The sequence below is a fragment of the Providencia sp. PROV003 genome, assembly GCF_045040775.1.
Classification (GTDB): domain Bacteria; phylum Pseudomonadota; class Gammaproteobacteria; order Enterobacterales; family Enterobacteriaceae; genus Providencia; species Providencia huashanensis.
On the sequence record NZ_CP096369.1, the window covers coordinates 266,924 to 288,971 of the forward strand.

11 protein-coding genes, 1 tRNA gene and 3 rRNA genes are annotated in these 22,048 nt (G+C 41.8%); 4 read left to right on the forward strand and 11 right to left on the reverse strand.

Annotated features, from left to right (window positions below; translation table 11 throughout):
• Positions 1-322: 322 nt before the first annotated feature.
• Both M1F14_RS01100 and M1F14_RS01105 read right to left on the reverse strand, forming a co-directional pair.
• Positions 323-586, reverse strand: coding sequence for a helix-turn-helix domain-containing protein (locus M1F14_RS01100; protein ID WP_173424841.1), 264 nt, complete (start codon positions 584-586; stop codon positions 323-325).
• Positions 587-1,034: 448 nt separating this feature from the next.
• Positions 1,035-1,856 (reverse strand): N-acetylmuramoyl-L-alanine amidase-like domain-containing protein, encoded by an 822-nt coding sequence (locus tag M1F14_RS01105; RefSeq protein WP_232370509.1) that lies wholly within the window; start codon positions 1,854-1,856, stop codon positions 1,035-1,037.
• Positions 1,857-2,147: 291 nt separating this feature from the next.
• Here M1F14_RS01105 and edd point away from each other — a divergent pair, with 291 nt between their 5' ends.
• A complete protein-coding gene (gene edd / locus M1F14_RS01110; RefSeq protein ID WP_048608838.1) occupies positions 2,148-3,998 on the forward strand; it encodes a phosphogluconate dehydratase in 1,851 nt (616 codons plus the stop codon).
• 27 nt (positions 3,999-4,025) lie between these two features.
• The gene (locus M1F14_RS01115; RefSeq protein WP_181469029.1) at positions 4,026-4,667 is read left to right on the forward strand and encodes a bifunctional 4-hydroxy-2-oxoglutarate aldolase/2-dehydro-3-deoxy-phosphogluconate aldolase; all 642 of its coding nucleotides are present in this window, start codon (positions 4,026-4,028) and stop codon (positions 4,665-4,667) included.
• A 94-nt stretch (positions 4,668-4,761) separates the two neighbouring features.
• On the opposite strand, the gene aceK is transcribed toward M1F14_RS01115, so the two are convergent.
• The 9 genes from aceK to M1F14_RS01160 all read right to left on the reverse strand — a co-directional run bounded on the left by aceK (position 4,762) and on the right by M1F14_RS01160 (position 18,312).
• Positions 4,762-6,504 carry a bifunctional isocitrate dehydrogenase kinase/phosphatase gene (gene aceK / locus M1F14_RS01120; protein WP_042848538.1) on the reverse strand — a complete coding sequence of 581 codons (1,743 nt, stop codon included), beginning with the start codon at positions 6,502-6,504 and terminating at the stop codon, positions 4,762-4,764.
• A 107-nt stretch (positions 6,505-6,611) separates the two neighbouring features.
• The gene (aceA, locus tag M1F14_RS01125; RefSeq protein ID WP_181469028.1) at positions 6,612-7,919 is read right to left on the reverse strand and encodes an isocitrate lyase; all 1,308 of its coding nucleotides are present in this window, start codon (positions 7,917-7,919) and stop codon (positions 6,612-6,614) included.
• A 55-nt stretch (positions 7,920-7,974) separates the two neighbouring features.
• The gene (gene aceB, locus M1F14_RS01130; RefSeq protein WP_042848541.1) at positions 7,975-9,573 is read right to left on the reverse strand and encodes a malate synthase A; all 1,599 of its coding nucleotides are present in this window, start codon (positions 9,571-9,573) and stop codon (positions 7,975-7,977) included.
• Positions 9,574-9,938: 365 nt separating this feature from the next.
• The gene (gene metA / locus M1F14_RS01135; RefSeq protein WP_048608842.1) at positions 9,939-10,868 is read right to left on the reverse strand and encodes a homoserine O-succinyltransferase; all 930 of its coding nucleotides are present in this window, start codon (positions 10,866-10,868) and stop codon (positions 9,939-9,941) included.
• Between the two features lie 1,038 nt (positions 10,869-11,906).
• Positions 11,907-12,107, reverse strand: coding sequence for a hypothetical protein (locus M1F14_RS01140; RefSeq protein ID WP_071547640.1), 201 nt, complete (start codon positions 12,105-12,107; stop codon positions 11,907-11,909).
• Between the two features lie 928 nt (positions 12,108-13,035).
• Positions 13,036-13,151: ribosomal RNA gene (gene rrf, locus M1F14_RS01145) — 5S ribosomal RNA — on the reverse strand.
• 146 nt (positions 13,152-13,297) lie between these two features.
• A 23S ribosomal RNA gene (locus M1F14_RS01150) occupies positions 13,298-16,206 on the reverse strand.
• Between the two features lie 357 nt (positions 16,207-16,563).
• Positions 16,564-16,639, reverse strand: a tRNA-Glu gene (locus M1F14_RS01155).
• Positions 16,640-16,772: 133 nt separating this feature from the next.
• Positions 16,773-18,312, reverse strand: a 16S ribosomal RNA gene (locus M1F14_RS01160).
• The 16S, 23S and 5S rRNA genes sit together here with 1 tRNA gene alongside, the layout of an rRNA operon.
• 829 nt (positions 18,313-19,141) lie before the next feature.
• Between M1F14_RS01160 and purH the strand changes: the two genes are divergently transcribed.
• Both purH and purD read left to right on the forward strand, forming a co-directional pair.
• Positions 19,142-20,731, forward strand: coding sequence for a bifunctional phosphoribosylaminoimidazolecarboxamide formyltransferase/IMP cyclohydrolase (gene purH, locus M1F14_RS01165; RefSeq protein ID WP_042849013.1), 1,590 nt, complete (start codon positions 19,142-19,144; stop codon positions 20,729-20,731).
• Between the two features lie 17 nt (positions 20,732-20,748).
• Positions 20,749-22,032, forward strand: coding sequence for a phosphoribosylamine--glycine ligase (gene purD / locus M1F14_RS01170; RefSeq protein WP_042849014.1), 1,284 nt, complete (start codon positions 20,749-20,751; stop codon positions 22,030-22,032).
• Positions 22,033-22,048: the final 16 nt, after the last annotated feature.

A 22,048-nucleotide genomic window follows, 5' to 3' on the forward strand; every position in this document is an offset into this window, starting at 1 on the left:
GAAAAGGTTTATTGATCAATAGCACTATATTTTTATCTATAATAATCAGTTAGCTACAACCCCGTCCCTAACCATATATAAAATCATAAAAATTCAATTTAAAAATACAATTGATTATTTATATTTATAGAATTTATTTTAAAATCAGTTTTTTCCTTTAAGTAATTACCACAATAAATAGTGCCAAAGGAGATTAGTCAAATTAATTGGTTATTTCCTATAAATTAAAATTATGATTCAAAGCATGTTTTTTAAGTTTAATACTTTTCTAATAATATAAAATAGTTATAAAAACTTACCCAAATAAAGATACTAACCCCATCTAACTCTTTTTTTCATTCTCTACCTGTTTAGAAATAATTTTAGTTATTTCGTTAATATCAATATCGAGAAAAATGACAATTTCAATTAATTTATCTAAACTTAATTTATTAATTCCTAGTTCATAGCGTGATACTTGCTGCTGGCTCAAATGAATGACCGAACCTAATTCATTGCCTGATAACCCCTTGCTCACCCTAGCTTTTCGTAAATAATTTCCTAATAAAGCATAAATATTTTCCTTTTTAACTATATGCATATGCATACCATCTCCTAAATAAGAAAAAAAATTTTTAGCTAGTAATATTCATTATAAAATTAATCTTCATCATTTAAAATAGTTATGAACAATCAAATACATATTAATTGATAGGTAAACATGTTTTTTATATACAAAAAAATGAGACCTTTGTATTATTTATGTAGCAATGCATTGCTTTATAAAAAGTTTTTCACTTCTTAATTACATAATGTCTTTTGTTGGTTTTTCTTGATCAAATCGATAATTTAATATAATTTTACACTTTAAATGTCACTAGAAATAATTAGCAACCAATAAAAATGATTATGTTTTTCAATTCTTAGAATATTTTAATTTAAAATATATTTTATATTCGCAGCTATACCATATAAAAACAAAGATTAACTCATATTTATACAATATAATTAGGTCAAAAGTTCATTTTTCAATTCAATAACCACCAATTAACAGATTAATAATCTATTTTTGACCTAAATACAATAATGCCTTCTTTTCCTTGTATGTAGTGCTGTAATTCAACATCACTAACTTTGAAATTTTCACGTAATGAAGAAGCATTCCTAAAAATTGTTTTGTTTCCTTTTTGTATTACAATACCAACGTGACTAACATCCAAGCCTCTATTCGTTGAGTAAATACCAATATAATCACCGGTCTTAAGCCTTGTAATCAAATCATTATCTATATATTTAGATGGAATATAGTTTATATCTCTATAGGTAATGGGCAACCCTAAAATATACGTCTTTCGATTACCTTTTAAATTAAGCTGCTTAGAAACGTTAACGGCATATGGGCTAATTTTAGCCGTAATGTCCTCTGCAACCGCGCTATCACCTTGTGCCCAATCCGAAAAAAAGTGGCGGCGGTTTTTGTATGTAACATCTTGATTAAAATAACGAATACTAGTCAGGTTCCTAAAAAATTGTGCACTATTTTCAGCCCCTTTAAATGCCTCAACGTACTCAATAAAGGTCATACAATCCATCGCTTCTAAATTAACGACTAAGTTTTCAGCAAAGAGTGGGCTCATATTTAACGTTTGTTTATCGTAGGGGGTATTTAAAAAATACTGAGTGAGCACATCAATTTTTTCTGCCGATGTTGAATGATATCGCTGCATTTCATTTTGTTGGTTGAATATACTGGTTAAAATTTTATGCGACCCCGATGTCAACACTACCTGAGCTTGGACATAATTAACCATTAGCAACATCAAGGTTGCAGTAACTAAGCGACGCATTCGCCCACTATTTGAATTTTTAGTATACACATTAACAATATTCCCAATTTACCTTAATTTTGCAGGCAACTGCTTCTATTTAATGACTATAGCATGAGTTTTAGTCCATTTCTTGTTCGATTTATTCCATAGTCAACCTTGATTAAGATCACATATAACTTCAAATATTCATTTTGAATATTGCAACTGTTCTATTTTCATTTAACAATGTTACCGGTAACATTTATTTTGTAACGTTATCTGGAATAGGTATAACGATAAGCACAACTTACATGACTTGCAGATTAATTGACTATAGGTCTGCATGATGGAGCAATTACCATGAGTTCTAATATCTCTGAAGTGACAAAATCTCCAGCACTCAATGAGGAACTTGAGCGCATTACACAGCGCATTATCTCTCGTTCTGCACAAGCTCGAGCAGCTTTCCTCAATAAAATTGAACGTGCTCGTAGTACAACTGTCCATCGAGCCTCGCTGGCTTGTGGTAACCTTGCTCATGGTTTTGCTGCCTGCCAAAATGATGAAAAGCAGATCCTTAAAAGTATGACGCGTTCTGATATTGCTATCATCAGCTCTTACAATGACATGCTTTCTGCTCATCGACCTTATGATAAATACCCTGAACAACTAAAAAAAGCGTTACTTGAATCGGGTTCTATTGGGCAAGTTGCAGCTGGTGTCCCTGCCATGTGTGATGGTGTAACTCAGGGGCAAGATGGGATGGAACTCTCTATGCTAAGTAGAGATGTCATCGCGATGTCTACAGCAATTGGTTTATCCCATAATATGTTTGATGGCGCTCTTTATTTGGGTATTTGCGATAAAATTGTTCCAGGCTTATTACTTGGAGCCCTCTCTTTTGGGCATTTACCTGCTATATTTGTCCCTGCTGGGCCGATGGCCACGGGCCTACCTAATAAAGAAAAAGTACGTATTCGCCAACTGTATGTGGAAGGAAAAGTCGATAGACTCGCGTTATTAGAAGCTGAAGCAGCATCATACCATGGTATTGGTACCTGCACATTCTATGGTACCGCTAATTCAAACCAAATGATGATGGAAGTCATGGGGTTACACTTACCAGGTGCATCGTTTGTCCCCCCTGATTCCCCATTACGCTATGCGCTAACAGATGCAACAGCACAGCAAATTACCCGGTTAACCGAGCAATCTGGCCATTATTTACCAATTGGTCGCCTCATTGATGAAAAAGTTATCGTCAATGGTATTGTTGCCTTACTAGCAACTGGCGGCTCTACCAATTTAACGATGCACCTTGTTGCCATCGCTAGAGCTGCCGGGGTCATTATCAACTGGGATGATTTTTCTGATATTTCTGCAATTGTACCGCTCATTTGCCGAATTTACCCTAATGGCCAAGCTGACATCAACCAATTTCAAGCCGCAGGTGGCGTCGCATTACTAGTCCACCAACTGCTGCAAAAAGGCTTGTTACACCAAGATGTTCATACTGTAGCAGGCTTTGGTTTAACGCGTTACACATTAGAGCCTTGGTTAAATAACGGGCAACTTGAATGGCGAGAAGGCCCCAAACATTCATTCAATACAGATGTTATTGCTGAAATTGACACGCCTTTTTCACCCCATGGAGGTACTAAATTACTCTCAGGTAATTTAGGCCGTGCTGTGATGAAAACGTCCGCGGTCCCCGAAGAAAATCAAATTATTGAAGCGCCTGCGGTAGTATTTAATAACCAAAATGATATCGCAAAACACTTTGAGTCAGGCAACCTTAATCGAGATTGTATCATCGTAGTTCGCTTCCAAGGCCCATCCGCTAACGGGATGCCTGAACTTCATAAATTAATGCCACCACTGGGAGTGCTTATCGATAAAGGTTATAAAGTTGCCTTAGTGACTGATGGCCGGCTATCAGGAGCATCAGGTAAAGTTCCATCCGCAATCCATGTCACTCCCGAAGCCTATAACGGTGGATTACTCGCAAAAGTAAAAGATGGCGATATCATTAGAGTAAATGCGTTAACTGGTGAATTACAATTACTTGTCGATGACACTGTATTAAACAAACGACAATCTTTCAAACCGGACTTAATCGCAGAACGTAGCGGTTGTGGCAGAGAACTTTTTGGCGCATTAAGAAGAAACTTGTCTGGCGCAGAAGAAGGTGCTTGTAGCATTGATTTTTAATCTATTGGTATTAAATAGGAATAAAAAATGAATAATTGGAACATAACCGCTGAAAGCGTGCTCAAACAAGGCCCTGTGGTCCCAGTCATTGTCATTAAAAAACTAGAACAAGCCGTCCCTCTCGCTAAAGCCTTGGTGAAAGGCGGCGTTAATGTACTTGAGGTCACATTACGTACCGAATGTGCAATTGAAGCAATTCGCCTGATTGCTCAAGAAGTCCCTGACACCATTGTTGGGGCAGGGACTGTACTCAATGCGAAACAACTTGCTGATGTGACAAAAGCTGGCGCTAAATTTGCTATTAGCCCCGGTTTAACCGAAGAATTATTGAGTGCTGCAACCCAAGGAAATATCCCACTGATCCCCGGCATTTCAACGGTTTCAGAACTAATGCTGGGTATGAATTATGGTTTGAAAGCATTCAAGTTTTTCCCAGCAGAAGCGAATGGTGGCGTTAAAGCCTTAAAAGCCATTGTCGGCCCTTTCTCACACGTAAAGTTCTGCCCAACAGGGGGAATTTCACCAGAAAACTATCGTAGTTATTTAGAACTAGAGAGCGTTCTGTGTATTGGTGGCTCTTGGTTAGTGCCCGAAGAGGCTTTAACTACTGGCAACTACGAAAAAATAACCCAACTTGCCCAAGAAGCAGTATTGGGTGCAAAGCGTTAAAACAGCGAAATTCTATTTACCGTTGAGAACGATTCGATACTACTGACTGAGTCGTTCTCAATGTAGCTTTCTTTAACCCTATCAATTTTCTATCTCATGAATCATAAGCTATTTCATTAAACCTATGGCAAAAACGTAGCTCTTCTCGATATGCATAAACATCCTCGACATGACCTGCCAAAATTCGCTTTTGCAACTTTTGCCAGTAATCTGCCGAAAATAAATCGGCATGATAACGTCGCAGATAATCACCAATTTCTGCCGTTTGACAAATAAAAGAAACAAATTCTTCAGGAAAAACATCCTGTTCACCAATGCTATACCATGGCTCATTAGCGAGCTCTTGCTCAGGATATAATGCCACAGGAATTTTACGGAAATTAACTTCTGTCATATAACAAATTTCATCGTAGTCATAAAAAACAACCCGACCATGACGCGTAACACCAAAGTTTTTAAATAACATATCACCAGGGAAAATATTCGCCGCCGCCAACTGTTTAATTGCCAAGCCATACTCATTCAAAACACTTTTTAGCTGTTCCTCATTTGCGTTATCCATATAGATATTTAAAGGCACCATCTTTCTTTCCATGTACAAATGGCGGATCAACACTTGGTCTCCTAAATCTTCAATTTGTGAAGGAGCCTCGTTTAATAGCTCTGTCATCAATTCTTCACTAATAGCGCTTTTATCAATCACAAAATTTTCAAATTCTTGTGTATCTGCCATACGCCCAACTCTATCGTGTTCTTTGACAAGCCGATAACATTCCTGCACCCTTTCTTTCGTGACATCCTTTTGTGGGGCAAACTTATCTTTGATAATTTTGAAAACACGGTCAAAAGAAGGCGCTGTAAATACAAGCATCACCATTCCTTTAACACCTGGTGCAAGCGTAAATTGCTCACGGGCAAAATTAATATAAGCAAGATACTCACGGTAATACTCTGTTTTTCCATGTTTTTGACAACCAATCGCCATATATAATTCAGCAATGGATTTACTGGGCAAAATTTCCCGCAGCCAAAATACTAATGCCGCAGGGAAAGGTGCATACACCATAAAATAAGAGCGAGCAAAGCCAAACACAATACTCGCTTCATCAAATTCGGTGAGGCAGGTATCGATGTAAATTTGCTTATCATCATCATGATGAATGGGAAGTAAAAATGGATAGACTTCATCATCAATATAAATTTTACCAACTAACCAAGCAGCTTTGTTACGATAAAACAGTTCATTGGCAATATGAAAACAGACTTTTCGCTTTTCAAATCCTGAAAACCGTGAGTGCAATATATTGATAATACAATGAATATCAAACTCTAAATTTCGCCATTTTATTCTTAATGGTAACCCACTTAGAATCGAAAATAGTAACCCATACAGATTATCATCAACCTGATACTCCCAAGCCAATGGCCGAGGGGAAATAGAAAACCGCCTTACAGGCTGAGAAGTAAAAATGAATAAGTTATCTTGTGTAAGGTCTCGGTGTTGAAATAAACGGCAATAAACTGAATTAAAAAAACTTTCTGCTATCTCGAAGCGTGGGTAATCTGGCAACAACGTTTTATACACATTTTTTATTTCTGATAGTTTGTTTGGTGTTAAAGATTGAACTAACCCCATGAATTGTAGCTGGGCAACAACCAAACCAACATGGTGATCATAAAGTTGGATCCTTCTTTTCATTGCATGTTGGATAGCATGCCAATCCCCTTGCTCAAACCTTTCCTGAGCTCCTGAGGTTATCTCTAGAAAACGCCCATATTGCGCATCAAATCCTTGTAGAATGGTTTGGGCTATTATCTGTTCAGTCGTGAGTATCATACTCGCTCCTATTTGAACTAATTTAAAAAAAACAGGCACTCAACGTGCCTGCAAATTAATAGATACACCTAACCAATAAGGACACCGAATGAAATGAAGCCAATTAACTAGAATTGTTCTTCTTCTGTCGACCCTGTTAAAGCAGTGACTGAAGAAGTCCCCCCTTGAATAACCGTTGTAACTTTATCAAAATAACCAGTACCTACTTCTTGTTGGTGAGAAGAGAAGGTATAGCCTTTATTTATCGCCGCAAATTCAGGCTCTTGCACTTTTTCCACGTAATGTTTCATACCTTCACCTTGTGCATAAGCATGTGCAAGGTCAAACATGTTGAACCACATACTATGAATGCCCGCTAAAGTAATAAATTGGAAGCGATAACCCATGGCTGACAACTCATATTGGAAACGTGCGATTGTGGAATCATCTAAATTTTTCTTCCAATTAAATGAAGGTGAGCAGTTGTAAGCCAATAATTTACCTGGGTATTTAGCATGAATTGCTTCAGCAAACTGGCGCGCAGCATCTAAGTCTGGTTTTGATGTTTCACACCACACGAGGTCTGCATAAGGCGCGTATGCCAAACCACGACTAATCGCTTGCTCGATACCTGCGTTAGTCCGGAAGAACCCTTCAGAAGTACGCTCACCAGTGACAAATGCCGAATCATATGGGTCACAATCAGATGTCAGAAGATCAGCTGCATCGGCATCAGTTCTTGCGATCAGGATCGTTGGTACACCAGAGACATCAGCGGCTAAACGTGCGGCAACTAATTTTTGAACAGCTTCTTGAGTCGGAACCAATACTTTACCGCCCATATGACCGCATTTTTTCACCGCAGCCAATTGGTCTTCAAAGTGCACAGCCGCTGCCCCTGCTTCTATCATATTTTTCATTAACTCAAAGGCATTCAATACCCCACCAAAACCGGCTTCTGCATCTGCAATAATCGGTAAAAAGAAATCAATATATTCTTTATTATCTGGCCCAATGCCATTCGCCCATTGAATTTGATCTGCCCGGCGAAAAGTATTGTTAATTTTCTGAACGACAGAAGGAACCGAATCAACTGGGTAAAGTGACTGATCAGGGTACATACTTGAGGCTGTATTTGCATCAGCAGCAACCTGCCAACCAGAAAGATAAATGGCCTCAACACCAGCTTTCGCTTGTTGTAATGCCTGCCCACCCGTCAATGCACCTAGTGCATTGACGTAGCCTTTCTTAGATTTGCCATTCAGTTGTTCCCAAAAGCGCTCTGCCCCCCTACGAGCAAGGGTATGCTCCGGATTAACAGAACCGCGAAGTTTGATAACTTCCTCAGCAGAATACGGGCGATTAATGCCTTTCCAACGTGGTTTCTTCCATTCATTTTCTAATTGGGCAATTTGGTCTAAGCGCGATGTCGTCATGATTAACTTCCTTTATAAGAATATGTAGGGTTTATCGAATTTATATTTGTTGTTACTAATCTAATAATTGGTAACCAGGAATAGTTAAGAACTCAATAAGTTCATCTTGTGTCGTAATTTGGCGCATTAGCTCCGCTGCTTCACGGAAACGACCATGCTGAAAACGCTTATCACCAAGTTCTTTTTGAATAACTTGAAGCTCTTCATCTAGCATTTCTTCGAACAACGCTTTTGTCACTTTTTCGCCGTTGGTTAGTGACTTTTCATGCCTGATCCATTGCCAAATCGAAGTTCGAGAAATTTCAGCGGTAGCAGCATCTTCCATTAAGCCATAGATAGGAACGCACCCATTACCTGAAATCCATGCTTCAATATATTGCACAGCGACCCGAATATTTGCCCTCATACCTGCATCGGTTCGTTCGCCTGCGCAAGGTTTTAATAGTTGCTCCGCTGTGATTGGTTCGTCAGAATCACGAGTAACATGCAGTTGATTGGTGTTCTCTCCTAGAACTTGGTTAAAGACATCCATCACTGTATCTGCAAGACCTGGGTGAGCAACCCACGAACCATCGTGACCATTTTTTGCTTCAAGCTCTTTATCTGCTCTTACTTTAGCCAATATAGCTTGGTTCTCTGTTTCATCTTTACTTGGGATAAATGCGGACATTCCCCCCATAGCAAAAGCCCCACGACGATGACAAGTTTTAATAAGCAAACGTGAATAAGCACTTAGAAAATCTTGGGTCATCGTAACCACTTGGCGATCGGGTAGTACCCTATCTGGGTGCTCTTTTAATGTTTTGATATAACTAAAAATATAATCCCAACGACCACAATTTAACCCGACAATGTGGTGACGCATGTGATACAAAATTTCATCCATCTGGAATACCGCAGGTAAAGTTTCAATTAAAACTGTTGCTTTAATTGTTCCACGAGGCAAACTGACAGCATCTTCTGCAGCACTAAATACATCACTCCACCATTTTGCTTCCTGCCAAGATTCCAATTTAGGGATATAAAAATAAGGCCCACTTCCTTTCTTCAACAACGCTTGATAGTTATTAAAAAAGTAAAGTGCAAAATCAAATAGCCCCCCCGGAATATTTTTTCCCGCAAGTGATACATGCTTTTCGTCTAGATGTAGCCCTCGTACACGTGCAATTAAAACAGCAGGGTCAGATTTAAGCTGATAAACCTTACCTTTTTCATTGGTGTAAGAAATATCGCCATTAATTGCATCACTTAAATTGATTTGCCCATCAATCAATTTTTCCCATGAGGGAGAAAGAGAGTCTTCAAAGTCAGCCATAAATACTTTAACGTTAGAATTCAAAGCATTAATAACCATTTTTCGTTCGACAGGACCTGTTATTTCAACCCGGCGGTCACGTAAATCCTCAGGTATATTCTGTATTTTCCATTCTGATTTTTTAATGGAATCAAATTCCGAAATAAAATCCGGCAATTCGCCCGCATCAATTTTTTGTTGCCTTATGGTTCTTTGTTTTAGTAACTCTTCACGACGTGGTAAAAACGCCTCAACCAAATTTGAAAGAAACTCAATAGAATCATTATGTAAGACCCTAGTATCTTGCTGAGATATTTCCTTTGAAAATGCTAACTTTGATATTAACAATTGATTTTCCATTGACCTTTCCTCATTCACATCTGACTATGAATTAAGCTTACGATCAAATAACAAATAAATCAAAAACCGTTTCCATTTTATATAAAATACACCTTATCTTTATGATATTAATGGCATTTTACAATTATTTATTTTTGAACAATGATTCTTATAACAAGATAAATAGTGTTAAGCACTTGTTAAATAAAACAATTACTAAAAAGTAAAATTGTTAAATAATTTACCCCAAAAATAAAAAAAGCAGCCATAAATGGCTGCTTTAGTTTTAAATATTGTAAATTTTCTGGAATATTAATCTAAATAAAATGCTAACTATAATTAGTTAGAGTGACATAACAAACATTTTAAGCTCAACATCCCTTATTTTAATCTAGTGTAGGCTCCATGTGAGTAAGATCGAATGGTGTGATCTGGTACACATAATAATTAAGCCAATTCGAAAAAAGTAAGTGCCCATGGCTTCGCCAGCTAATTGTTGGGCCTTTATTAGGATCATTATTTTTAAAATAATTACATGGGATTTCTGGTGAAATACCTGCATCAACATCTCGCCAGTATTCTTGAGCGAGCGTATCTCTATCATATTCAGGGTGGCCAGTAACAAATGCCAAGCGTTTATCTTTTGATGCAAATAAATAAGCACCAGCTTCTTCTGAACTGGCTAAAATTTCAAGATCGGTATGCTTGCGGATAAGCTCTTCAGGGAAATCCGCATAACGAGAGTGTGGAGCATAGAATGAAGCATCAAACCCTCGCGTTAATAATGCATACGGCTCCAATGTATCATGCTGATATACGCCTGAAAGTTTTTCTTCTCTAGTCCATTTTGGCAAATCATAAAGAACTTTCAATGCAGCCTGTACGGCCCAACACACAAAGAGCGTTGAAGTAACATGGCTTTTCGCCCATCTAATTACCTTTTCTATTTGTTCCCAATAACATACATCGGTAAATTCAACTAGCCCTAACGGAGCTCCTGTTACGATTAAACCATCAAAATTTTGATCTTTAATATCTTCAAAATCACAATAAAAATTATTCAAATGCTCTGTAGGAGTATTTTTAGATTCCCTTTGGTCAATACGCAATAACTGGATATCAACCTGTAATGGTGTATTAGATAAAAGCCTTAAGAACTGATTTTCCGTTTCTATTTTTTTAGGCATTAAATTCAGTATTAACACTTTCAAGGGACGGATCTCCTGAAGGCTAGCTCTTGTCGTTGTCATGACAAAAACATTTTCTTCACGTAAGAAATTAACTGCGGGTAACTCGTCTGGTAAACGAATTGGCATCATTCATCCCCTTTTATATACTTTTATACGTTTAGACTTCTAGAATGCTAAATAATCTAACCAATGTTACTTACCTTGTCGAGCTTTTCAAGACTAATTGAAATAATTTCACGTAGATTCATTTGTCATGGCATTAACTTGAGTATACCTATCTTATAATGTATTGATTTTATATATTTTTTAATCAATAGTGATATTTTATAGATAGATATTCTACTTAGACGTTTTAAGCATTAGGTAAAACTAGGGCAGTATTCATCGCAGCTGAGCAGTGACTGTATTATTTAGTTATACATCGCAAAATTATTTCAAAATACTGTACCAAAAATTATTTAATAAACGTCTTTATGTCATTATCAAATGGCAGCTTTAGCTATTACTAAAATAATATGTAGTCGTTAATTTAAGCTCTAAAATGCCCTATATCCCAAAACTTGTGAGTTGTTACTTACTACTTTAGATCTGACACGCCTATTCAACACACCAATATCACTGTGTATTCAGAGTGAACAGATGTCCAACTTCCTCATGCCTTGCTCAGTCCTTACTCTACAGCCAAACTCACGCTAGCTTCTACTCTGCATTTGCTCCCCCCAACTCAGTGAGTTGTTACTCACTACTTTAGATCCGACACACCTATTCACCATACCAATATCATTACACTTTCCGCATGAACTAGAGCCAAACATCTCTCCCCCCTGCTTAGCCTTTCCCTAGCTGATTAATTTATTCTTATTTTTTCAGTGGATTAAACCAACCTCGATAAGTGAGTTGTTACTTACTACTTTAAATACGACGCACCTATTCACCACACCAATATCATTAAACTTTCCGCATGAACTAGTGCCAAACATCTCTACTCCCAGCTTAGCCTCTACCTTAGGCAATTGATTTAATTTGTTTTTTAACATATTAAACTCCCCCCAATAAGTGAGTTGTTACTTACTACTTTAAATCCGACATGCCCATTCAACACATCAATATCACTGTGCATTCAGAGTGAACAGATGCCCAACTTCCTCATGCCATGCTCAGTCCTTACTCTACAGCCAAGCTCACGCTAGCTTCACTCTGTATTTGCTCCCCCCAACTCAGTGAGTTGTTACTTACCACTTCAAATACGACACACCTATTCACCATACCAATATCATTAAACTTTCCGCATGAACTAGTGCCAAACATCTCTACTCCCAGCTTAGCCTCTACCTTAGGCAATTGATTTAATTTGTTTTTTAACATATTAAACTCCCCCCAATAAGTGAGTTGTTACTTACTACTTTAAATCCGACATGCCCATTCAACACATCAATATCACTGTGCATTCAGAGTGAACAGATGCCCAACTTCCTCATGCCATGCTCAGTCCTTACTCTACAGCCAAGCTCACGCTAGCTTCACTCTGTATTTGCTCCCCCCAACTCAGTGAGTTGTTACTTACCACTTCAAATACGACACACCTATCCACCATACCAATATCATTACACTTTTCGGATGAGCTGATGCTAAACCTCTCTACTCCTAGCTTTAGTCTCTCCCCTAGCTGATTGATTTATTTTTATTTCTCAATGTGTTAAACCAACCTCGATAAGTGAGCTGTTACTTACTACTTTAAATTCCACACACTTATTCAACATAACAATGTTATTGCACCGTTGAGGGAGGATTAACACCGCCTCAAATCACGGCCAGACGAAAACTTGAGGAATAAAAAATCAGGATGATGGGTTACAAAAACAGAGTCCGCTCAGTTCATAAGGAATAAAGGAATAAAGGAATAAAGGAATAAAGGAATAAAGGAATAAAGGAATAAAGGAATAAAGGAATAAAGGAATAAAGGAATAAAGGAATAAACAAGTTAAAACGAGATGGGCAGGAAAAGAATATCTCTGTACTAATGAGGGGTTAACCTAGTCCTCTGCTAATCAGACTGTTAATTTAAAAGCTAGACATTAGAAGTTAGAAGTTAGAAGTTAGAAGTTAGAAGTTAGCCTACAGGATAATAAAATATGCAGTGGTCTCAATGCCTCATTCCCCTAGGCAGAGCCCTCACAATCAGAGTCGCCCTGAGACTGAACACCTCACTCTTCGCTCCACACTGCCACGCCTCATCACCTAACCCCCAAACGCAAAAAAGCCACCCATTGGGTGGCTTTCTCACTAATTTAATGTCTGGCAGTTCCCTACTCTCACATGGGGAGACCCCACACTACCATCGGCGCTACGGCGTTTCACTGCTGAGTTCGGCATGGGGTCAGGTGGGACCACCGCGCTATTGCCGCCAGACAAATTCGGTTTGTTCCCGTTTAGTACATTTCGTCACTAAACCAGAACTGCAATCTTGAACAAGCTGCCATGTCCCTCGCCTCTCGGCTTCTCACGCTCATTGAATCAATCTCATCTCTCAATCTCTAAAACACCTTCGGTGTTGTCAGGTTAAGCCTCACGGTTCATTAGTATTGGTTAGCTCAACATATCGCTATGCTTACACACCCAACCTATCAACGTCTTAGTCTTAAACGTTCCTTTAGGACCCTTAAAGGGTCAGGGAAGACTCATCTCAAGGCAAGTTTCCCGCTTAGATGCTTTCAGCGGTTATCTCTTCCGCACTTAGCTACCGGGCAATGCCATTGGCATGACAACCCGAACACCAGTGGTGCGTCCACTCCGGTCCTCTCGTACTAGGAGCAGCCCCTTTCAATCTTCCAACGCCCACGGCAGATAGGGACCGAACTGTCTCACGACGTTCTAAACCCAGCTCGCGTACCACTTTAAACGGCGAACAGCCGTACCCTTGGGACCTACTTCAGCCCCAGGATGTGATGAGCCGACATCGAGGTGCCAAACACCGCCGTCGATATGAACTCTTGGGCGGTATCAGCCTGTTATCCCCGGAGTACCTTTTATCCGTTGAGCGATGGCCCTTCCATTCAGAACCACCGGATCACTAAGACCTACTTTCGTACCTGCTCGAGCCGTCACTCTCGCAGTCAAGCTGGCTTATGCCTTTGCACTAACCGCATGATGTCCGACCATGCTTAGCCAACCTTCGTGCTCCTCCGTTACTCTTTGGGAGGAGACCGCCCCAGTCAAACTACCCACCAGACACTGTCCGCACCCCGGATAACGGGGCAACGTTAGAACATCAAACATTAAAGGGTGGTATTTCAAGGTTGGCTCCATGCAGACTGGCGTCCACACTTCAAAGCCTCCCACCTATCCTACACATCAAGGCTCAATGTTCAGTGTCAAGCTATAGTAAAGGTTCACGGGGTCTTTCCGTCTTGCCGCGGGTACACTGCATCTTCACAGCGAGTTCAATTTCACTGAGTCTCGGGTGGAGACAGCCTGGCCATCATTACGCCATTCGTGCAGGTCGGAACTTACCCGACAAGGAATTTCGCTACCTTAGGACCGTTATAGTTACGGCCGCCGTTTACTGGGGCTTCGATCAAGAGCTTCTCCTTACGGATAACCCCATCAATTAACCTTCCAGCACCGGGCAGGCGTCACACCGTATACGTCCACTTTCGTGTTTGCACAGTGCTGTGTTTTTAATAAACAGTTGCAGCCAGCTGGTATCTGCGACTGGCTTCAGCTCCATGGGTAAACCACTTCACCTAGCGCCAGCGTGCCTTCTCCCGAAGTTACGGCACCATTTTGCCTAGTTCCTTCACCCGAGTTCTCTCAAGCGCCTGAGTATTCTCTACCTGACCACCTGTGTCGGTTTGGGGTACGATTAGTGATAATCTAGAGCTTAGAGGCTTTTCCTGGAAGCGGGGCATGAGCTACTTCGCCACCGTAGTGACTCGTCATCAGACCTCAGCATATAGTGAACCGGATTTGCCTAATTCACCTGCCTACATCCTTAAACCGGGACAACCGTCGCCCGGCCAGCCTAGCCTTCTCCGTCCCCCCATCGCAATTATCACCAGTACGGGAATATTAACCCGTTTCCCATCGACTACGCATTTCTGCCTCGCCTTAGGGGTCGACTCACCCTGCCCCGATTAACGTTGGACAGGAACCCTTGGTCTTCCGGCGTGCGGGTTTTTCACCCGCATTATCGTTACTTATGTCAGCATTCGCACTTCTGATACCTCCAGCATACCTCACAGTACACCTTCACAGGCTTACAGAACGCTCCCCTACCCAACAATATTTACATATCGCTGCCGCAGCTTCGGTGCATAGTTTAGCCCCGTTACATCTTCCGCGCAGGCCGACTCGACCAGTGAGCTATTACGCTTTCTTTAAATGATGGCTGCTTCTAAGCCAACATCCTGGCTGTCTGAGCCTTCCCACTTCGTTTCCCACTTAACTATGACTTTGGGACCTTAGCTGGCGGTCTGGGTTGTTTCCCTCTTCACGACGAACGTTAGCACCCGCCGTGTGTCTCCCGTGATAACATTCTTCGGTATTCGTAGTTTGCATCGAGTTGGTAAGTCGGGATGACCCCCTAGTCGAAACAGTGCTCTACCCCCGAAGATGAGTTCACGAGGCGCTACCTAAATAGCTTTCGGGGAGAACCAGCTATCTCCCGGTTTGATTGGCCTTTCACCCCCAGCCACAAGTCATCCGCTAATTTTTCAACATTAGTCGGTTCGGTCCTCCAGTTAGTGTTACCCAACCTTCAACCTGCCCATGGCTAGATCACCGGGTTTCGGGTCTATACCCTGCAACTCATTCGCCCAGTTAAGACTCGGTTTCCCTACGGCTCCCCTATACGGTTAACCTTGCTACAGAATATAAGTCGCTGACCCATTATACAAAAGGTACGCAGTCACCCTGATAAATCAAGGCTCCCACTGCTTGTACGTACACGGTTTCAGGTTCTATTTCACTCCCCTCGCCGGGGTTCTTTTCGCCTTTCCCTCACGGTACTGGTTCACTATCGGTCAATCAGGAGTATTTAGCCTTGGAGGATGGTCCCCCCATATTCAGACAGGATAACACGTGTCCCGCCCTACTCGTCGAGTTCACAACACTAATATCTTCAGATACGGGGCTATCACCCTTTACTGCCGGACTTTCCAGACCGTTCTCCTGATACTAATGCTGATTAAGACTCTGGGCTGCTCCCCGTTCGCTCGCCGCTACTAGGGGAATCTCGGTTGATTTCTTTTCCTCGGGGTACTGAGATGTTTCAGTTCCCCCGGTTCGCTTCGTTTGACTATGTATTCATCAAACGATAGTGCAACGAATTGCACTGGGTTTCCCCATTCGGAAATCGTCGGGTATAACGGTTCATATCACCTTACCGACGCTTATCGCAGATTAGCACGTCCTTCATCGCCTCTGATTGCCTAGGCATCCACCGTGTACGCTTAGTCGCTTAACCTCACAACCCGAAGGTGTCTTCTTATCAGACGACACTTAACGTCATGGCTGTGCGTGGTGAACTTCTTCGTTGGGTAGTGCTCGCAATGCTCACGTACTATTGTACGCTGCGCTTGCTGTGCGCTAGCCGCCTTGAATTTCACACTGCTCGCTCATGCCACTCGTTTGTGTGTTTGAAAAACACTTCAAGTTGAGATTTTTGAGAGACTCTCACATTGTTTAAGCGATAAACAATGTGCGTTGTTTTCAATTTTCAGCTTGTTCCAGATTGTTAAAGAGCATAATTGTTAAACCAACTACAAGGTAATTGGCTTAATCATTATTGGGGACATCGTCTTTCACTCGATATCGGCGCAATTGGCGTCCCCTAGGGGATTCGAACCCCTGTTACCGCCGTGAAAGGGCGGTGTCCTAGGCCTCTAGACGAAGGGGACACAAGATATTGCACATACTGCTGCGGTATCTCATGCAAGTCCTACTCTTTCAAGTAAGTCTCCCACGTATAGCCTATTGCTCTACTTTCTATCAGACAATCTGTGTGAGCACTTCACAAAAACACTTCAATGGTAAGGAGGTGATCCAACCGCAGGTTCCCCTACGGTTACCTTGTTACGACTTCACCCCAGTCATGAATCACAAAGTGGTAAGCGCCCTCCCGAAGGTTAAGCTACCTACTTCTTTTGCAACCCACTCCCATGGTGTGACGGGCGGTGTGTACAAGGCCCGGGAACGTATTCACCGTAGCATTCTGATCTACGATTACTAGCGATTCCGACTTCATGGAGTCGAGTTGCAGACTCCAATCCGGACTACGACGTACTTTATGAGTTCCGCTTGCTCTCGCGAGGTCGCTTCTCTTTGTATACGCCATTGTAGCACGTGTGTAGCCCTACTCGTAAGGGCCATGATGACTTGACGTCATCCCCACCTTCCTCCGGTTTATCACCGGCAGTCTCCTTTGAGTTCCCGACCGAATCGCTGGCAACAAAGGATAAGGGTTGCGCTCGTTGCGGGACTTAACCCAACATTTCACAACACGAGCTGACGACAGCCATGCAGCACCTGTCTCAGAGTTCCCGAAGGCACTAAAGCATCTCTGCTAAATTCTCTGGATGTCAAGAGTAGGTAAGGTTCTTCGCGTTGCATCGAATTAAACCACATGCTCCACCGCTTGTGCGGGCCCCCGTCAATTCATTTGAGTTTTAACCTTGCGGCCGTACTCCCCAGGCGGTCGATTTAACGCGTTAGCTCCGAAAGCCACTCCTCAAGGGAACAACCTTCAAATCGACATCGTTTACAGCGTGGACTACCAGGGTATCTAATCCTGTTTGCTCCCCACGCTTTCGCACCTGAGCGTCAGTCTTTGTCCAGGGGGCCGCCTTCGCCACCGGTATTCCTCCACATCTCTACGCATTTCACCGCTACACATGGAATTCTACCCCCCTCTACAAGACTCTAGCTGACCAGTCTTAGATGCCATTCCCAGGTTAAGCCCGGGGATTTCACATCTAACTTAATCAACCGCCTGCGTGCGCTTTACGCCCAGTAATTCCGATTAACGCTTGCACCCTCCGTATTACCGCGGCTGCTGGCACGGAGTTAGCCGGTGCTTCTTCTGTCGGTAACGTCAATCGTTGATGATATTAGCATCAACGCCTTCCTCCCGACTGAAAGTACTTTACAACCCTAAGGCCTTCTTCATACACGCGGCATGGCTGCATCAGGCTTGCGCCCATTGTGCAATATTCCCCACTGCTGCCTCCCGTAGGAGTCTGGGCCGTGTCTCAGTCCCAGTGTGGCTGATCATCCTCTCAGACCAGCTAGGGATCGTCGCCTAGGTGAGCCATTACCTCACCTACTAGCTAATCCCATATGGGTTCATCCGATAGCGCAAGGACCGAAGTTCCCCTGCTTTGCTCCTAAGAGATTATGCGGTATTAGCCACCGTTTCCAGTGGTTATCCCCCTCTATCGGGCAGATCCCCATACATTACTCACCCGTCCGCCGCTCGTCAGCGAGAAGCAAGCTTCCCCTGTTACCGCTCGACTTGCATGTGTTAGGCCTGCCGCCAGCGTTCAATCTGAGCCATGATCAAACTCTTCAATTAAAAGTAGCTTGATGCTCAAAGAATGTCTTACTGACCGTAACGTTCTTTTGTTCGGCTAACGTTGTCGGCTTCACATCGCTTCCCCTCGCCGTACCTAAGTACTGTCTCGGGTTATCTCTGCTTGCCTTCGCGTTATCCTTCCAAAATAAGCGTTACTACTTTATTTCATATATATGAATTAACGTGTTAGTCACTCTTCAAGACTTAAAATCAAATATTTTTTTGATAGTGTCCTGTGAGTGCCCACACAGATTGTCTGATAAATTGTTAAAGAGCGTTGCGACATTTCTTTTGGAAATTCGACTCAGTTTTTATTAACTTAGGTCGTTGTCGCGAGGTGGCGTATATTACGCTTTCCTCTGTGAGAGTCAAGCAATTTTTTGCTTTTTCTTTTCAGAATCTCTCGCTGCCGTTTCAGTGTTCATCGCGCTTTGCGTTGTCTTGTTCCCGGTCAGTGGATGCGCATTATAGGGGGTCTCAGAAATCTCGCAACCTTTTTTTTAAGATTTTTTGGCATTTTTAGTTCAACTGCTGCATTCCACAGCAAAACCCCCACTTATACTGAGTTATCCACGAAATTATCCACAGGCTAAAAATAATTTAAAATTTATCGCGCATTACGCAAACGTTTGCGTTACAATTAGCGCGAAATTTCAGCATTGATTTTATTTTTATGTTCTGAAATTGTTAGTGACTTATATATTGCTATTGAAGAAGCTTGCAAATTCCGCACTGCTTTTATAAATAGGTATATAAGAAGAGCACTCTGGCTTTTCGCTAATTAGATATTGTTATTGCCTTATTTATTCAAATCCAAGGGATCTATCTCATGCAACTGCTTCGTCCTATTCGTCGTGCCCTGCTTAGTGTGTCTGATAAAACAGGGGTTGTTGAATTCGCTAAGGCGCTATCTCAACGTGGTGTTGAGCTTCTATCTACTGGTGGTACTGCAAAGTTACTAGCTGAATCAGGACTTAAAGTAACTGAAGTGTCAGATTACACAGGGTTCCCTGAAATGATGGATGGTCGGGTAAAAACATTGCACCCAAAAGTGCACGGAGGGATCTTAGGTCGCCGTGGTACTGATGATGCCATCATGCAATCCCATGATATTGCACCTATCGACATGGTAGTTGTGAATTTATATCCTTTTGCTCAAACAGTAGCAAAACCAAACTGCACACTTGAAGATGCTGTTGAGAACATCGATATCGGTGGTCCAACAATGGTACGCTCCGCAGCAAAAAACCATAAAGACGTTGCAATTGTGGTAAATAGTAATGATTACCAAACCATTATTGATGAAATGGATGGTCACGAAAACTCCCTTAATTGGTCAACACGCTTTGACCTTGCTATCAAAGCATTTGAGCATACAGCTGCTTATGACAGTATGATTGCTAATTACTTCGGTGAATTAGTTGCCCCTTATTATGGTGATACCACACAACCTTCTGGCCGTTTCCCTCGCACATTGAATCTAAATTTCATCAAAAAACAAGATATGCGTTATGGGGAAAATAGTCATCAAGATGCGGCGTTCTATATAGAAGAAAGCCCAAAAGAAGCGTCTATCGCGACTGCACAACAAATTCAAGGTAAAGCACTCTCTTATAATAATATTGCTGATACTGATGCAGCCCTTGAGTGCGTTAAGTCATTTGATGAGCCTGCGTGTGTGATCGTTAAGCATGCTAATCCTTGTGGTGTCGCAATTGGCAATAATATTCACACCGCTTATGACAAAGCGTTTAAAACTGACCCAACTTCTGCTTTTGGCGGTATCATCGCTTTTAACCGCCCATTAGATAAAGAAACTGCACAGGCAATTATTGAGCGCCAATTCGTTGAGGTGATTATCGCGCCTTCGATTGCTAAGGATGCACTGCCAATTCTTGAAACCAAACAAAATGTACGCGTACTTGAATGTGGCGAATGGAGTAAACCTGTTGCTGGCTTAGATTTTAAACGTGTCAACGGTGGTTTATTAGTCCAAGACCGCGATTTAGGTATGGTTGAAGCCGAAGAGTTACGCATAGTCACAAAGCGCCAACCAACTGAGCGTGAATTAAAAGATGCCTTATTCTGCTGGAAAGTCGCTAAGTTTGTGAAATCAAACGCCATCGTTTATGCCAAAAATGACATGACAGTGGGAATCGGTGCTGGTCAAATGAGCCGAGTATACTCAGCAAAAATTGCTGGGATCAAAGCTGCCGATGAAGGCTTAGAAGTTGCAGGTTGTGCAATGGCATCTGACGCATTCTTCCCATTCCGTGATGGTATTGATGCCGCTGCCGCTGTTGGAGTGACTTGTGTGATCCAACCTGGCGGGTCGATTCGCGATAATGAAGTCATTGATGCTGCAAATGAACATGGCATCGCAATGATTTTCACAAATATGCGTCATTTCCGTCACTAGTTATTAGGAGTTTAATAATGAATATATTAATTATTGGTGGCGGTGGTCGTGAACATGCTTTAGCGTGGAAAGCGGCTCAGTCTCCTCTAGCCGATAAAGTCTATGTGGCACCGGGTAATGCAGGTACCGCATTAGAACCAGCTATTGAGAACGTTAATATTTCTGCTACTGATATTGATGGATTACTACAATTTGCGAAAGATAATCAAATCGATTTAACCATTGTAGGTCCTGAGGCTCCTTTAGTTATTGGTGTTGTTGATACATTTACACAAGCTGGGCTAACTATTTTTGGTCCAACTCAAGGTGCTGCCCAACTTGAAGGCTCTAAGGCGTTTACTAAAGACTTTTTAGCTCGTCATCATATTCCAACCGCAGCATATGAGAACTTTACTGAAATAGAACCCGCTTTGGCTTACTTAGATAAAGTTGGTGCGCCAATCGTGATTAAAGCGGATGGGCTTGCGGCAGGCAAAGGCGTTATTGTTGCGATGACTCTGCAAGAAGCTAAAGATGCAGTACATGATATGTTGGCTGGCAATGCGTTTGGTGATGCAGGGCATCGGATCGTAATTGAAGAGTTTCTTGATGGTGAAGAAGCTAGCTTTATCGTAATGGTCGATGGTGAAAATGTCATCCCAATGGCAACAAGCCAAGACCACAAGCGTGTAGGTGACGGCGATACTGGCCCAAATACAGGCGGAATGGGCGCTTATTCCCCGGCTCCTGTTGTTACTGACCAAGTACATCAGCGCGTTATGGAACAAGTTATTTACCCAACAGTTAAAGGTATGGATAAAGAAGGAAACCGCTATCAAGGTTTTCTATATGCAGGTTTAATGATTGATAAAGCAGGAAACCCCAAAGTGATTGAATTTAACTGCCGCTTTGGTGACCCTGAAACTCAACCTATTATGATGCGTTTACAGTCAGACTTAGTCGCTCTATGCTTAGCGGGTGCAAAAGGTGAACTGGCAGGCAAAGATTCATTATGGGATGAGCGCCCGGCTTTAGGTGTTGTGATTGCTGCCGGCGGTTACCCAGGTGATTACCGCAATGGCGATATAATTTCTGGATTGCCAACCAGTGAAGCAGCTGATAGCAAGGTATTCCATGCAGGTACTCGCATGAAAGAAGGCGAAGTGGTTACTGCCGGTGGCCGTGTATTATGTGTTACCGCACTGGGTGATGATATTGAAAAAGCCCAAACAAAAGCATACGAAACAGCTAAAAACATTCACTGGAATGATAGCTTCTATCGTAGCGATATTGGCTACCGCGCTATCGCCCGTATTAAGTAATAGAACAAATAATAGA

Coding starts and splice junctions, on each gene's coding strand:
- aceA (WP_181469028.1), bottom strand. CDS start 7,919: ATGACGACATCGCGCTTAGACCAAATTGCCCAATTAGAAAATGAATGG.
- metA (WP_048608842.1), bottom strand. CDS start 10,868: ATGCCAATTCGTTTACCAGACGAGTTACCCGCAGTTAATTTCTTACGT.
- M1F14_RS01100 (WP_173424841.1), bottom strand. CDS start 586: ATGCATATGCATATAGTTAAAAAGGAAAATATTTATGCTTTATTAGGA.
- M1F14_RS01115 (WP_181469029.1), top strand. CDS start 4,026: ATGAATAATTGGAACATAACCGCTGAAAGCGTGCTCAAACAAGGCCCT.
- purH (WP_042849013.1), top strand. CDS start 19,142: ATGCAACTGCTTCGTCCTATTCGTCGTGCCCTGCTTAGTGTGTCTGAT.
- aceB (WP_042848541.1), bottom strand. CDS start 9,573: ATGGAAAATCAATTGTTAATATCAAAGTTAGCATTTTCAAAGGAAATA.
- edd (WP_048608838.1), top strand. CDS start 2,148: ATGAGTTCTAATATCTCTGAAGTGACAAAATCTCCAGCACTCAATGAG.
- purD (WP_042849014.1), top strand. CDS start 20,749: ATGAATATATTAATTATTGGTGGCGGTGGTCGTGAACATGCTTTAGCG.
- aceK (WP_042848538.1), bottom strand. CDS start 6,504: ATGATACTCACGACTGAACAGATAATAGCCCAAACCATTCTACAAGGA.
- M1F14_RS01140 (WP_071547640.1), bottom strand. CDS start 12,107: ATGTTAAAAAACAAATTAAATCAATTGCCTAAGGTAGAGGCTAAGCTG.